The following is a 13,837-nucleotide window of genomic DNA, read 5'->3' on the forward strand; positions in this document are numbered from 1 at the left end:
GGGTCGGCGTTGGGTCTGTGGTCGGTGGCCACGGGCGGCATCACTTCTTCGATGCTGATGCCGTCCGGCGCCGAGCCGTCGGACTTGCGGGCGAGCGCACCTTTTCCGTGGCGACTCGAGACCACGCCGTAGGGAACGCGCGGAATGGCCTGAAGCGTCTCGATTTTCAGCACGTCACCGGGCTCGGCGCCGGACGGCATCAGCATCGAAGAAGTGATGCCGCCCGTGGCCACCGACCACAGACCCAACGCCGACCCCACCGAGTACGGCAACGTGTCCACCTTCACCGCCGTCGAGGACGGTCGCGGCGTCATGTCCTACGGTGGCGCCCGGGTTCGATTCCCGTTGTCGCCCTTCATGGGAATCATGGGTGTCGCCTTCTCTCAGGATCGCGACCCCACCGCGGCGACCGCGAACTCGATCCCACCGACCGTCGGGGGCGGCAACATCGACATCCGGCTATTGGGGGAGGGCTCCACGTTCTATCTCCCCGTGTTCGCCGAGGGAGCGTTGTTCTATGTCGGCGATCCCCACATGGCGATGGGCGACGGTGAGGTGGCGCTGACCGCGATGGAGGGATCGCTGCGCGGCACCTATCGCCTGACGGTCTGTAAGCCGGGATCCGGTGACGCGCCGTCCGTCGCTTATCGCTATCCGTTCGCCGAGACCGAATCTGCGTGGGTGCCAATAGGATTATCCGATCCCGACGGCGCGATAGGAGGCAACAGCAGCGATCTGAACATTGCGATGCGGCGCGCAGTGGTCAATGCCCTCGACTTCCTGCAGAACGATCGGGGGATGGACCGCGCCACGGCCTACGCATACCTCTCGGCCGCATCCGATTTCGTGGTGTCACAGGTCGTCGACCGCACGGTGGGTGTGCACGGCCAGATCTACAAGACGCACTTCGCGGCGTGACTCTCGACGACCGGCGGCGCGTCAGCGCGACGACAGGTACTTCTCGAGTTTGTTGAGCGAAGCCTTGTAACCCCACTTCATCCCGAACGCCGCCATCTTGGCCTTGGTGCCGATGTTGGTGATCGTGACGTGCAGCGTGACAACGGTCTTACCGTCGCGCTCGGTGAGGACGACGTCGTTGGTGTGCTCGATGGTCGAACCGTCCTCTTCACCCTCGGTCCACGACCGCGCGTCATACGTCAGGCGCGAATGTTGTTCGATGCGGGTGAACGTCCCGCTCATCGGCCAGCGGGTGCCCTGGTACTTGCCCATGGCCTCGCCGGCCTCCATGACGATGTGAATCCTGCCGCCGACCACCAGGTCGATCTCGCACTCCGGCACGAAGGTTTTCTCGGGGCCCCACCACTGCCGCACCATGTCGGGATTTGTCCATGCCTGCCATACGGTTTCGATCGGCGCGGCGTACGAGCGTTCGAGATTCAGCTCCTTGGTCTTCTTGAACATCTGCATCAACATGGCGGATTCTCCTGTAGCGATCGGTGGGATTTGGCGGGGGGAGCGGTCAGTCTTGGGCGTGGCCTTCGGTCCTTTCGCTGATCGATTCGAGATACCGGCCCAAGGAGTCGAGACGGGCCTCCCACAGTTGTGCGAACGATTCGGCCCAGCGGCCGATTTCCTCGAACGGTGCGGACTCGAGGTGGTAGATCCGTCGCCGGGCCAGCGCTTCGCCGGCGACGATGCCCGAATCACCCAACACCCGAAGGTGTTTGCTGACCTGCGGCTGCCGGATGTCAAGCGCTTCGGCGATCTCGCCGACCGAAAGTGGCCCTGTGCGTAGCAATTCGACGATCTTCAGGCGGCTTGGCTCGGCCAGAGCTCCGAAGACCGTCGACTGCACGCTACGACGGTACGACCGGGGACATATTCCTGTCAAGGAATATGTCAGAGTCGGAGCGAGCTACCGTGGATGTATGGCACGCATTCTGATCATCGGTGGCCACGGCAAGGTGGCACTGCACTTGTCCGGCATCCTCAGTAAACGTGGTGATGAGGTGACCTCGGTGTTCCGCAACCCGGATCACTCCGAAGAGGTCATGGTGACCGGAGCGCAGCCGCTGGTGGCAGACATCGAGAACCTCGACACCGAAGCGCTCGCCGACATCGTGAAGGGGCACGACGCCGTGGTGTTCTCTGCGGGTGCCGGCGGCGGCAACCCGACGCGGACCTACGCGGTGGACCGTGACGCCGCGATCCGCGTCATCGATGCCGCCGAGCAAGCGGGCGTGGACAGGTTCATCATGGTCTCGTATTTCGGTGCGAAGCTGGATCACGGTGTTCCGAAGGACAACTCGTTCTTTCACTACGCCGAGGCGAAGGCCGCAGCTGATGCGCATCTGAGGCAGAGCGGTCTGCGTTGGACGGTGTTGGGCCCTGGCGGTCTGACGCTCGAGCCGGGAACCGGTCGCATTGCGATCGGGCCCGATGCCGCCGGTGGCCAGGTGTCGCGCGAAGACGTCGCTGCGGTTGCCGCCGCCTGCCTGGCGAACGACGCCACCGTCGGGCACACCATCGAGTTCAACAACGGCGATATGCCGATCGACGAAGCCCTGACTCGTCTCACGTGAGCGCTTCGAGCCGATCATGAAATAGGCGACTCTGCCCTTCGAAATTTTCGGAATGGTACGCCCGTCAGAAGAATGGCGTTATTGCACGTTTATTTCCGCAGCATGACGGGTGTTGCATTCCATCCGGTATGGTCCGTTCGCCGCAACGGCGCATTTGCCGAGTTGAGAGCGTCGGGGTCGAAATAGCGCTTGCCAGCCGATTCGAATTTCGGCTAGCCATTTCGCGAAATTCGTCCGCCAACCATTCCGTCGTGCCACGATTCGGCATGTTCATGGTCAACGACAGAAAGAACCAGCATGAAACCGAAATTCGTGGCAGCGATTTTGGGTGGCTTAACCGCGTCCGCCTTCATGTGTGCACCGTTAGCGACGGCCAGCCCTGAAGACGTCTGCGTGAACGTCCTCGAAGATGCGGGAGTCACCTGGCCGGGCGCCACTCCGGACAACATGGTCGAGGCAGGTAAGGGGGTGTGCACGGACTGGGCCAACGGCGCGACCCTCGACGGCGAAATCGCCGGTCTCGCTGAGCATCTCGATCCACATGATGCAGGTGTGCTCATCGGCGCGGCAACGGCGGCATTCTGCCCCGAATACGAAGACAAGGTCACCGCGGGCTGATCTCGCTGGTCGACGTTGCCCCGTCGCATGCGTGCCGGCCCCAGGATCGGCGCAGCATCCGCGCGTTCGGCGGACCGAGAAAGGTGCAGAGCCTGTGACAATTGAATCAACGGGAGAGTGCGTGCGCCGGGTGAGGCCGTCCCGGATTCTGCCCGTGGTGGCGGCCGCGGTGCTGATGTTGGGTTGTGGTGCTTCCGGAGGGGAGTCCTCGGACACAACCACCAAGTCGAAATCGCCTGACTCGCAACAGTCTCCGGCCGCAGAGAATCCCGATCCATCTCCGGACCCCAATGCGCCCGCCGACGGCGAGATGGTCATCTTCTACGACGCGGCCACGACGCCGGAAGCGACCAACGGACGCGACATCATTCAGAACGATCAACTGCTCGAAAGCCTCGCCGCCGATATCAACGAGACGCTCAAGCTGCCGCACGACATCTCGTTGCGCGGGTCGGAGTGCGGACAACCGAACGCGTTCTGGAGCGTCAACGACAACACCATCACCCTCTGTTACGAAGATGCGGACTGGGCGCAGCGGGTGTTCAGGGAGGCGGGGGATCCCGATCCCACCGAGTCGGCGTTGAATTCCGAGTACGCGACGTTCTACCACGAGGTGGGGCACATGACGATCAGCATCTACGACCTGCCCGCGACCGGACGCGAGGAGGACGTGGCCGACCAGCTCGCCGCATACATCCTGCTGGCCCCCGGCGAGGACGGTCGAGCCGATCCCGAATCTGTCCAGGCGGTCAAGGACTTCGCGCGTGCGTTCGGCGCCTCCGGTGCTCAGAACACGGTGATCAGCGCGGACGAATTCGCCGACGAACACTCGTTGGACGAGACCCGGATGTACAACCTCGAGTGCTGGATCTATGGATCGGACCCCAAGGCCAATGCCGATCTCGTCTCCAGCGGTGAACTACCCGAGGACCGGGCATCTGGATGCCCAGAGGAGTGGGAACAACTCGACAAAGCCTGGTCGACATTGCTCGACCCGTATTTCAAGTAGCGGTCAGTCCTCTGGCGGGTAGAGCAGGGAGTGCACGACACCGGCTGCCTCGTAACGGAATTCGTGCACGGGAAGTCGCAAAGGCTCGACGGTTCCGTCGTCGTGGACGATGAGCCCCCCGCCGGAGGGGATGCCGAGCCCCGCCGCGGCACCCTCCATCGTCTGGATGGTGCCCGCCAGCCGCGCCCACTCGGAGCGTTCGTCGTGCGTGTCGACAATGGCGGGAACGAACTTGAACACATTGAGCAACTCGGTTGCCGAGGACTGCGCTTTCTCGACGATCCCGTAGAGCCCGAGCTGGACCGCGCCCGCCGAGATCCCGATCAGCAGCGCGCCGTGCGCGTAGCGCGTCCGGATCACGTCTGCCATCCCGGTTCTCTCGAAGACGTTCCAGCCTCGCCGCACATCGCCACCCGCGAGGAGGATCACCCCGGCCCGCTCGAGGAACTCCCGATCGCCCGCGCCGAAGGACGAATCGACCATGCGTCGGTCGGTGATCCCGACGGCCTCCACGGCCGCTTCGAAGATCTCGTAGAACTCGGGACGATCGCCGTTCGAGGCGCCGATGTAGGCGGCGCTGACCGGCAGGTTGTCGGCCAGGTCACCGATAGCCGACTCGAGAAGCAGGTGGTCGCCGCGCTTCCAGAACAGCAGCTGGCTGTCGGCCAGGAGATAGAGCGGTTGCAAGCGGCCCGGGGAATTGGCCGTCAACTGGCGTCCCGCGACCGCGACCGGCCCAGCCGCCACTTGTTCTTCTTGGGGGTCTGGTACGCGTCATGTGTCCAGGCGTCCCACATGGCCTCGGACTCCTCCCGGACGGGGCTGTTGGTGATCTCCCATCCGAGGCTGACGACTTCCGTTGTGGACCACCGCATCAGATTTCCGTCGGCACCGATCTCCTGGGCGAGGAGCACTCGATCGTCGGGACTGAGCTTGTCGCTGAACGCCTGCATGGCTGTCTTCAAGCGCCAGTAGGGCACGGCCCCGTCGCACTGGCGGCACAGACTCACGAGCTCGACCCGCGCGTGCCCGAGCAACGACGTCGGCTCATCCTCGGTGCCGGGGCTGTCGTGGGCGATGACAACGTCGGGTTCGCGCTGACTCTCATCGTGCTCGGTCAGCCGACGGTATTCCGCGCGCAGTTCTTCGAGCTCGGCCTCGGCGGCCAGGGCTCGTTCGCGCCACCATGCGGCGTGGTACTCCGCCAACCTCGCTTCGCAGTCGGGGCAGACCGCCAGGTCGTTCGCGGCCTCGTCGTGCGTGGTCGGGCTGGTGAGCACGAGACCGCAGAGCGCCCGGTGGAGATCCCGGTTGAGGTAGTCCCCGTGGTGCACCACCGAAGCGGATGACTCCCGTACAAAGCTGTGGGGTGGTTCCACATGAGCCAAAGTAATTGAGCGGAACCGGCGTTTCCGTTGGTTCGATGAAAACGGTCGACAGCCCCGGGGCGCGATCGCCCCGGGGCTGCCGATTGGGTGAAGAACTAGTTGCCGGTGCCCGTCCCTTCGGTGCCCGACGGGCCGGTGCCCGTCGCTCCGGTGCCCGACGTGCCGGCACTCGACGTCCCGACACCACCCGACGACTCGGGGGTCGTCCCGTCGGCACGCTCCGCGTTGCCCTTCGGGCCCTTCTCATTGGTCTTGGCGCCCGGTGAGAAGTTGAGCGAATTCTTGATCACATTGATCGAAGGCGGCCGCAGCTTCGATAGCGGTTTCGACAACAGTCCGCCCAGCGGACGCTTGATCTGTTGAGTGGTCTTCGGCTGTTCCGAATCGAGCTTCAGATCGGAATCGTTGATCTCGGCCTTCTTTTCGACCTGCTCGACTTTCTCGACCTTGAGCGGCGTCACCGTGGTCCCCGAGTTGTCTTGGCGCTGGATGGTTGCCTCCGGCGCCGACCCCTCGACGGCGTCGTGAATTGCGCCGTTGACCCGCTCGGTCGCGCTCCACAGGCCGTTGCGGAAGTTCTCGACCAGGTTCTTCGGTCCGCCGAGCGGCGCAGGAAGCGCATCGCGCAGGCCGTAGAGGACCGGGTCGGCCACCCACAGCGGTCCGTCGACGATGTTCTCCACGGCCTTGAGCGCATCTTCGGTATTGCCCTGGGCGACCGCGGCAGCCACCTGGATCACGCCCACCGGGCCGAGAACGGCAGCGGCGGCGAGCCTCAGCGCGCTCGCGATGGTGCCTTGGGTGACACGCGAGAACGCGTCGATCGGTCCCTTGACCGCTACGTACTCGACCGGGCCCTTTGCTTCGAACGCTTCGATCGTCCCGTCGACGAAGCGCTGCACCATCGCGCCCGGATCCGCCAACCCGTCGTTGATCTCGGCGGTGAGCCGGTACAACTGATCGCGGATGGCCATGACGAGCCCGTCCTTGCCGCCGAGCGGCGCGGGCAACGCGTCACGCAACGCGAACAACGCGGGGTCGACCACCCACAGCGGTGCATCGACGATGTTCGTCACCAGTGCTCGGAAACCCTCTTCGCCTTTACCGTCGCTGATGGCTTGGGCGAGTTCGATCAGGCGAAGCGGGGCGAGCGCGGTGGCGCCCAGCCGCAGACCCGATGCGGCGACTCCCTGGCCGATGCGGCCGACCGCGTCGAGCCCGGTGACCGGGCGCGGGTTGTTCACGGCGTCGGCGCCCGAACGGTTGTACGCCTCGAGGGTGCCCTTGATGAAGTCCTCGAGCAGGCCGCCGGACGCGAGGTCCTCCAGCAAAGTCCGTGTGGCTTCGATTTGGCTGTCGATCTCGGTCTTCTGCGCGGCGGCGGTCAGCGCCACCTCGTACGACCGGCTGTCATCTGCGATGTTCGCTGGTGCCGGTGCGACCGGACCTGCGGCGATGACACCTGCCCCCACAAGTGCCACCCCGGCGGTCATGCATTTCTTGGCGCTGGCTTTCATAGCCCCTCCCCTGGTTGTTGCGCGTCGAGCTGCTAGCAACCTACGCCAGCGTTGATATTTATGGCAAGTCTCACAGCAGTTTGGCTGAATGATTGCTGTCAGGTGACGCCCAGTGTCGTGGCCACATCAGATATGAGCCTCTGAACTGGCTAAACGTCGAATTGATCGTCAGGGTCGATCATGAGCGCCGCACGAACTCTTCGCTGTCGAGGCGCGTGCCGTTCGATACGGAACGATCTTGGAATACCTATGGCAAACATGCATTGTAGGGCGATAGGTTGCTGGCCGCGTGACGGCCCTGCCGAGAGGGCAAAGGGCCAGGGGGCCAGGCGAGCCGCTCGGTCCACACCGCGACCACTTTGTCCAATTTGCGAAGCGGAGCACCCGCTGGTAGCTGCCAAAGCGCATGTCAGCGCGTCGGATCGCCGGGAGGGCTCGGCCTGCTCGGCGCATGAAGCAAATCAGCCGGCGAGGATCGTCGCTGTCAACCGAGTTGCGGTGGACGCCCGTCGCGGCCGTCCACAGTAACTACTGCACCAGCGACGGAATGTTGAACGGCTGGCCGTCCCTGGCGGCCAGGTACTCCGGCCGCGGGGTCTCGGCGGCGTAGGGCGAGACGAGTTGGTTCTCGACGGAGTTGAACACCAGGAAGACGTTCGACCGCGGATACGGAGTGATGTTCGACCCCGACCCGTGCATGATGTTCGAGTCGAACCAAAGGGCCGTGCCGGCCGGTCCGGTGACCTGGTCGATACCGTGGCGCGCGGCAGCTTCGGTGAGCGTGGCATGGCTCGGGACGCCGATCTCCTGTTTCACCAGTGACGACGTGTGGTTGTTCTTCGGCGTCGCACCGACGCACGGATAGAACGTCTTGTGCGAACCCGGCATCACCATCAGCGACCCGTTGTAGGGGAAGTTCTCGGTCAGCCAGATCGAGCAGGACACCGCCCGCATCGCAGGCATGCCGTCCTCGGCGTGCCACGTCTCGAAGTCGGAGTGCCAGTAGAAGCCGGTCCCGGTGAACCCGGGCATCAGGTTGATCCGCGCCTGGTGCAGGTAGACGTCGCTGCCCAGCAGCTGGCGGGCGACGGGCAACACGGTGTCGAGGGTGATCACCTCGGAGATGACATCGCTGAACAGGTGAGGTTGGAACACCGACCGGATGCTGCCGCCGGGTTCGCGGATGATCCGCTGATCTTCCCGATCGGCCTTGGCGTCGATGTTGTCCAGCTCGCCGCGCAGCGTCGAGATCCAGTTGTCGCCCACCGCCTCACGCTGCAGCAGGTAACCATTGGCGTCGATCGACTGGAGGTCGGCGTCGCCCAGCGGGCCGTCCGATTCGCTTCCCCAGACCGTTGGCTCGGCGCGGGGGATGGGGTCGGACGGTTCCGCGAGGCGCGTGGGATATCTGTCTACGGAGTCAGTGAATCGGGTTTCGCTCAACTTGCTTGCACCGCCGGGGGTGGATAGGTACCGGTTTCGTCGTGGACCTCTTGGCCGGTCACTGGAGGATTGAACACACACAGCATCCGAAGCTGAGTATCACACGTGACGCGGTGACGTTCATGCCCGTCGAGCAGATACATGGTGCCCGGGCGCAGGGGGTGCTCTTCACCGGTCTCGTGGTTGGTCAGGGTGCCGGTGCCCTCGACCACCCACACCGCCTCGACGTGGTGGCGGTAGTGGAACTCGCTGACGGAGTTCGCGTTGATGGTGGTCTCGTGGAAGGAGAAGCCGACCCCGTCACCCGCGAGGATGATGCGCTTGGATCTCCAGTCCTTCGCCGACACATCGCGATCGGTGCCGGTGATCTCGTCGGTGGTACGCACGATCATGTCGTGCTCCTTTCAAGTGAATGTGGTCAGGAAAGCGCCGCGGCGACGGACTCGGCGAGCACGTCGATGCCCGCGTCGAGGTCCGCCTCGGAAGTGGTCAGCGGCGGAAGCAGCTTGACGACCTCGTCGGAGGGACCGCTGGTCTCCATGAGCACGCCGCGATCGAACCCCGCGCGGCACACCGCCGAGGCCGTCGGCGCGTCTTCGAACTTGAGGCCCTGTGCCATTCCTCGTCCGCGCGCGCTGACGCCCGGATACTGCGCGGCGATGCTCTCCAGGCGAGCGCGGATCTGCTCACCCTTGGCGATGGTGTCGTCACTGAACGTCTCGGTCTGCCAATAGATTTCAAGCGCCTTGCTGGCAGTCACGAACGCCGGGTTGTGGCCGCGGAACGTTCCGTTGTGCTCCCCGGGGGTCCACACGTCGAGGTCCCTGCGGAACAGGGTCAGCGCCATCGGCAGACCGTATCCGCTGATCGACTTGGACAGCGTGACGATGTCGGGAACGATGCCGGCCTCCTCGAAGCTGAAGAAGCGACCGGTGCGCCCGCAGCCCATCTGCACGTCATCGACGATCAGCAGGATTTCGCGGCGGCTGCACAGTTCGGCGAGCGCCTGCAGCCATTCCATTCGCGCGACGTTGAGGCCGCCCTCACCCTGGACGGTTTCGACGATCACCGCGGCAGGATGGTTGAGTCCGCCGCCCGAATCATCGAGCACCCGCTCGAACCAGTGGAAGTCCTCGGTGGCGCCGCCGAAGTAGTTGTCGTATGGCATCGGTGTGGCGTGCACCAGCGGGATGCCTGCGCCGGCCCGTTTCATCGAGTTACCCGTGACCGACAGTGCACCCAGCGTCATTCCGTGAAACGCGTTGGTGAAGTTGATGATCGATTCACGACCGGTGACCTTGCGGGCAAGCTTGAGGGCCGCCTCGACGGCGTTCGCGCCGGTGGGCCCCGGGAACTGCACCTTGTAATCGAGACCGCGCGGTTTGAGGATCAGTTGTTCGAAGTTCTGCAGGAACTCAGTCTTGGCCGCGGTCGCCATATCGAGCGAGTGCACGATGTTGTCGTTGGTCAGGTACTCGATCAACGGCCGCTTCAACTCGGGGTTGTTGTGGCCGTAGTTCAGCGCGCCGGCTCCGGCGAAGAAGTCGAGGTAGCGCCGACCGGAGGTGTCGGTCACCCACGAGCCTTGGGCGACGGCCATGGTGGCGGGCCAGCCCCGGCAGTAGCTGCGGACCTCGGATTCGACCGAGGAGTACACCTCGGGGAGGTCGGATTCGTCGGGACGGGGGAGTGTTGCTGGCGTAGACATGTGTCCTTTCTGAGGTGTCTAGTCGGCCAAAGGTGTGGTGATGGGTCCAATTCGGACCGTCGGCTCGTCCTCGTGAGACTGGTCGGCGGCCAGGTGCGCGGCGGTGAAGCGGGGCTCCTCGATGAGGGGCACCCCGTTTCGCCGAGCGAACGCACCGAAGAACGCGCGGGACGCTGAGTTGCTCGGCGCGACCGTGGCTTCCACGGTGACGGGGTGGCCTCGACGCTCGGCGCGGACGCGATGGACGAGGTCGTCGAGCATTGCGCTGGCCAGTCCGGTTCCTCGGGCGCTCGCCGCGACGGCCACCTGCCACACGAAGAGCACTTCAGGTCGCGCGGGCGGGTGGTAGCCGGTGATCAACCCGCAGATCTGGCCGTCTTTCTCCGCCACAATCGAAGTACTGGCAAAGTCCGTGGCCATCAACAGATAGGTGTATGTGGAATTCAGATCGAGCACTTCGGTCTCGGCCACCAGGCGATGCATCGCGACGGCATCGCCCTCATTGGGCGACCGAAGATGATCGGTCCATGAAATTGGCTGCACTGCTGGCGCTTTCGAACCAGCATTCCGCTCATCCGGAGCCACGCCCGGGTCGCGAATGGTCACTTGCGTTGTCACCACCGAACAAAATTATCGAGTCACATCAGTTACGTCATCGGCGTTATGACCGTATGCCAGCAAAAAATGACAGGCAAGTTTCGACCCCTCGCTCACGCCCGTTTGGTGCGTTACGTAGCGGCGAATCACCTGCGCGGATGCCGATTCTTGAGACACCCGTCACGTGATCAACCGTTACCAAAACGTTATCTAGCGTCCGCCGTCAATGTTTTGATTGGCTAACGACGGGTAGTTTGTGACGCAACCGTCAATCCGCCTGGACTGACAAATGGAGTGTTCGGGGGTCCGCTCCGACGCTTTTTTCGTGCGCGGTCGATGCCGATGAGCGCGCGACATCAAGGAGGTATCGAAGGAGATTTTTCGTGCGACGCATCATCGGATTGCCGATCGCTGCCGGTGCCACCGCGGTCGCGTTCGCCGCGCCCGCGGCAGCCGACCAGGCCGACTTCGTGCGCCAGCTTCAGGAACAGTACGTGTTCCTCGGCGCGGATCAGCTGATCTCCGCGGGCAACTACGTCTGCGCGGAGGCGGCACGTGGCGTGCCGGCCGCCGAGACGGTGATGAAGATCCGCGACGACCTCGGAATCTCGACCGCCGCCGCCGGCGACATCGTCAGCCTCGCGGTAGTCGAACTCGACTGCTGACCGCGTGCCGGCGACGTCGCGGCTGACTTTCGGTAACAAGCGGGTCAAGCGGTGCGTGGCGCGCTCTGCGCAGGGACGCGGAATTGTTAGCTTCCCCGCGTGAATTCGTCTGCCGGCAGACTCTTGGTCGCTCTGATCGCGATGGTGCTCATGTGCGTGGGGTTCGAAATCCCCACGGCGGCTGCATATTCGCGGGATGGGCTCCCTGTGGAAACCCTCGACGTGCCGTCGCCGTCGATGGGCCGCAACATCCGCGTGCAGTTCCAGGGCGGCGGTCCGCATTCGGTCTATCTGCTCGACGGGCTGCGCGCACAGGAGGACGCCAACGGCTGGGACATCAACACCGGTGCGTTCGAGTGGTTCTACCAATCCGGCATCTCGGTCGTCATGCCCGTTGGCGGCCAGGCCAGCTTCTACACCGACTGGTACCGCCCGGCGGCGGGAAGCGCAGGCACCGTGACCTACAAGTGGGAGACATTCCTCACCCAGGAGTTGCCCGCCTGGCTCGCAGCCAACCGGGGACAGGACCCGTTCGGCAATGCCGTTGTGGGGCTGTCGATGTCGGGCAGTGCGGCGCTGACCCTCGCGGTCTGGCATCCGAGGCAGTTCATCTTCGCCGGTTCACTGTCGGGATATCTCAACCCGTCGAGCGGGCTGTGGCCCACGTTGATCGGCTTCTCGATGAAGGATGCGGGCGGCTACAACGCGACCGATATGTGGGGCCCGTCGTCGGATCCGGCATGGCGCCGCAATGATCCGATGGCCAACATCAACACGCTGGTCGCCAACAACACCGCGCTGTGGATCTACTGCGGCAACGGCGCGACCTCCGAACTCGACGACGGCGCAAACTTCGGGGCGCAGTACAGCGCGCAGTTCCTCGAGAACATCACCCTGTCGACGAACAAGGAATTCCAGCGCAAGTACCTCGCGGCCGGCGGACGCAACGCGGTGTTCAACTTCCCGCCCGACGGTACGCACACCTGGGCGTATTGGGGTTCGCAGCTGCAGGCGATGAAGCCCGATCTCGTGCGCATTCTCGGGCCCGCCCAACCCTGACCGCTTTCGGTCATACGATGGGCCGGGAAATCGATCCAGGGGTGGACATGACCGATGACTCCGGCGGTCTTCATGACGAGATCGCACGGCTGGCGCGCAGCCTGCACAGCCAAAAGGGCGCGGACGTGAGCGTCGACAATCTTGTCGACGAGGTCACGGCGACGGCGGTGCGCATCCTGCCGGGTGTCGACCATGCGGGCATCTCGCTGGTCGACCCCAAGAGTCGGCGCGTCCGATCGGTCGCGGCCACGGGTCCGGTGCCCAAGGAACTCGACAACCTGCAGGAGAGCCTTCAGCAGGGACCCTGCGTCGACACCATCCACGATCGGGTGACGGTGCGCGTCGACGACTACGAATCAGAGAACCGATGGTCGCAGTTCATGCAGCGTGCACTCGAAGTCACGCCGGTGCGCTCCAGCTTGTCCATCCAGCTCTACACCCATGAGTCGGAGATCGGGGCGCTGAGCCTGTACTCAGAGCGTGCGCACGCGTTCACCGCGCAACTCGAGGACCTGGGGTTGGCGGTGGCGGCACACGCCGCGATCGGATTGGCGAGCGCGCGCCGCGACGATCAGTTCCGGACCGCGCTGGCATCGCGCGACATCATCGGTCAGGCCAAGGGCATGATCATGGAGCGCTTCGATCTCGACGCCGCTGACGCGTTCAACCTGCTGGTGAAGCTCTCCCAGGAGAAGAACACGCCCCTGCATTTGATCGCTGTGCAACTGGTCAGCCGGCCGCATTCGCCCGCGTAGCCGCCGCTGCCCCTTGGCCGGCGCACCACCCACCACTCATCGACCATGTGGGCCCTGACCGGCGCGAATGGGTCCCCGTTTATGCATCGGTACCGTGAAGTCGCTACCCTATTGCGCGGGTTAAGACTGCAGCCTCGCGTGAACGGCCATGACCGCTACGGTGGTTGCCAAACAAGAGGTGAGGCTTGGACGGACAACTTTGTACCGAGAACTGGGTGGGACGCGTCGCTGTCGTCGCCGCCTCCGGTGACCTCGACATGCTCACGGCACCGCAGCTGCGGGAAGCCGTGCAGGCGGCGTTGGGTAAGGATCCGGTCGGTCTGATCGTCGACCTGACCAGCGTGGAGTTCTTGGGATCCGCGGGCATGCAGGTGCTGATGGAGACCCACAACCAGACCGACGGCACCGAGACCCGCTTCGCGGTCGTCGCGGAGGGTTCCGCCACCAGCCGGCCACTGAAGATTACGGGGATCGCCGATTTGATCGACCTGTTTTCCTCGCTGGACGTCGCGCTCGACAACATCACAGCTTGAGC

Annotated in this window: 16 protein-coding genes and 2 pseudogenes; 8 read left to right on the forward strand and 10 right to left on the reverse strand. The window is 64.3% G+C overall.

Translation table 11 applies throughout. From position 1 onward, the window contains the following. Nucleotides 1–233, reverse strand: a pseudogene (locus A5698_RS10535) (acetamidase/formamidase family protein); the annotation flags it as partial. Here A5698_RS10535 and A5698_RS10540 point away from each other — a divergent pair. Continuing rightward, nucleotides 181–918: pseudogene (locus tag A5698_RS10540) on the forward strand (acetamidase/formamidase family protein); the annotation flags it as partial. The pseudogenes A5698_RS10535 and A5698_RS10540 sit on opposite strands and share 53 nt — an antisense overlap. 21 nt (nt 919–939) lie before the next feature. Here the strand turns inward: A5698_RS10540 and A5698_RS10545 are convergent. Together A5698_RS10545 and A5698_RS10550 are read right to left on the reverse strand one after the other, a co-directional pair. Next, nucleotides 940–1,434 (reverse strand): SRPBCC family protein, encoded by a 495-nt coding sequence (locus tag A5698_RS10545; protein WP_068296150.1) that lies wholly within the window; start codon nt 1,432–1,434, stop codon nt 940–942. Nucleotides 1,435–1,480: 46 nt separating this feature from the next. Further along, nucleotides 1,481–1,816 (reverse strand): ArsR/SmtB family transcription factor, encoded by a 336-nt coding sequence (locus A5698_RS10550; protein ID WP_067089243.1) that lies wholly within the window; start codon nt 1,814–1,816, stop codon nt 1,481–1,483. Between the two features lie 73 nt (nt 1,817–1,889). Between A5698_RS10550 and A5698_RS10555 the strand changes: the two genes are divergently transcribed. The 3 genes from A5698_RS10555 to A5698_RS10565 all read left to right on the forward strand — a co-directional run bounded on the left by A5698_RS10555 (nt 1,890) and on the right by A5698_RS10565 (nt 4,170). After that, the gene (locus A5698_RS10555) at nt 1,890–2,543 is read left to right on the forward strand and encodes an SDR family oxidoreductase (protein WP_068296156.1); all 654 of its coding nucleotides are present in this window, start codon (nt 1,890–1,892) and stop codon (nt 2,541–2,543) included. Nucleotides 2,544–2,840: 297 nt separating this feature from the next. Then, nucleotides 2,841–3,161: a DUF732 domain-containing protein gene (locus tag A5698_RS10560; RefSeq protein WP_084792375.1), complete on the forward strand. Its 321-nt coding sequence runs from the start codon at nt 2,841–2,843 to the stop codon at nt 3,159–3,161. 175 nt (nt 3,162–3,336) lie between these two features. After that, nucleotides 3,337–4,170: a DUF4344 domain-containing metallopeptidase gene (locus A5698_RS10565; RefSeq protein ID WP_068296264.1), complete on the forward strand. Its 834-nt coding sequence runs from the start codon at nt 3,337–3,339 to the stop codon at nt 4,168–4,170. A 3-nt stretch (nt 4,171–4,173) separates the two neighbouring features. Here A5698_RS10565 and A5698_RS10570 read toward each other — a convergent pair whose 3' ends face one another. The 7 genes from A5698_RS10570 to ectA all read right to left on the reverse strand — a co-directional run bounded on the left by A5698_RS10570 (nt 4,174) and on the right by ectA (nt 10,709). Then, nucleotides 4,174–4,881, reverse strand: a complete 708-nt coding sequence (locus A5698_RS10570; protein ID WP_068296267.1) for a Type 1 glutamine amidotransferase-like domain-containing protein — start codon at nt 4,879–4,881, stop codon at nt 4,174–4,176. After that, nucleotides 4,878–5,549: a hypothetical protein gene (locus A5698_RS10575; RefSeq protein WP_231967372.1), complete on the reverse strand. Its 672-nt coding sequence runs from the start codon at nt 5,547–5,549 to the stop codon at nt 4,878–4,880. The genes A5698_RS10570 and A5698_RS10575 overlap by 4 nt, the downstream gene beginning before the upstream one ends. Before the next feature lie 104 nt (nt 5,550–5,653). Continuing rightward, nucleotides 5,654–7,075, reverse strand: coding sequence for a hypothetical protein (locus tag A5698_RS10580; RefSeq protein ID WP_068296161.1), 1,422 nt, complete (start codon nt 7,073–7,075; stop codon nt 5,654–5,656). Between the two features lie 528 nt (nt 7,076–7,603). Further along, complete coding sequence (thpD, locus tag A5698_RS10585; RefSeq protein WP_068296165.1) at nt 7,604–8,518, reverse strand: ectoine hydroxylase; 915 nt, start codon at nt 8,516–8,518, stop codon at nt 7,604–7,606. After that, nucleotides 8,515–8,910 carry an ectoine synthase gene (locus A5698_RS10590; protein WP_067089228.1) on the reverse strand — a complete coding sequence of 132 codons (396 nt, stop codon included), beginning with the start codon at nt 8,908–8,910 and terminating at the stop codon, nt 8,515–8,517. The genes thpD and A5698_RS10590 overlap by 4 nt, the downstream gene beginning before the upstream one ends. Before the next feature lie 26 nt (nt 8,911–8,936). Then, nucleotides 8,937–10,226 carry a diaminobutyrate--2-oxoglutarate transaminase gene (ectB, locus tag A5698_RS10595; protein ID WP_068296169.1) on the reverse strand — a complete coding sequence of 430 codons (1,290 nt, stop codon included), beginning with the start codon at nt 10,224–10,226 and terminating at the stop codon, nt 8,937–8,939. A gap of 18 nt (nt 10,227–10,244) precedes the next feature. Further along, a complete protein-coding gene (gene ectA / locus A5698_RS10600; protein ID WP_156670694.1) occupies nt 10,245–10,709 on the reverse strand; it encodes a diaminobutyrate acetyltransferase in 465 nt (154 codons plus the stop codon). A 497-nt stretch (nt 10,710–11,206) separates the two neighbouring features. Here ectA and A5698_RS10605 point away from each other — a divergent pair, with 497 nt between their 5' ends. From A5698_RS10605 to A5698_RS10620, 4 genes are all read left to right on the forward strand, one after another. Beyond that, nucleotides 11,207–11,488 carry a DUF732 domain-containing protein gene (locus A5698_RS10605; protein ID WP_231967373.1) on the forward strand — a complete coding sequence of 94 codons (282 nt, stop codon included), beginning with the start codon at nt 11,207–11,209 and terminating at the stop codon, nt 11,486–11,488. Nucleotides 11,489–11,629: 141 nt separating this feature from the next. After that, nucleotides 11,630–12,547: an esterase family protein gene (locus A5698_RS10610; RefSeq protein ID WP_068296280.1), complete on the forward strand. Its 918-nt coding sequence runs from the start codon at nt 11,630–11,632 to the stop codon at nt 12,545–12,547. A 17-nt stretch (nt 12,548–12,564) separates the two neighbouring features. Beyond that, nucleotides 12,565–13,302, forward strand: coding sequence for a GAF and ANTAR domain-containing protein (locus tag A5698_RS10615; protein WP_231967374.1), 738 nt, complete (start codon nt 12,565–12,567; stop codon nt 13,300–13,302). 185 nt (nt 13,303–13,487) lie between these two features. After that, complete coding sequence (locus A5698_RS10620) at nt 13,488–13,835, forward strand: STAS domain-containing protein (RefSeq protein ID WP_067089221.1); 348 nt, start codon at nt 13,488–13,490, stop codon at nt 13,833–13,835. Nucleotides 13,836–13,837: the final 2 nt, after the last annotated feature.

It is taken from the genome of Mycobacterium sp. E136 (genome assembly GCF_001666865.1).
Lineage (GTDB): Bacteria > Actinomycetota > Actinomycetes > Mycobacteriales > Mycobacteriaceae > Mycobacterium.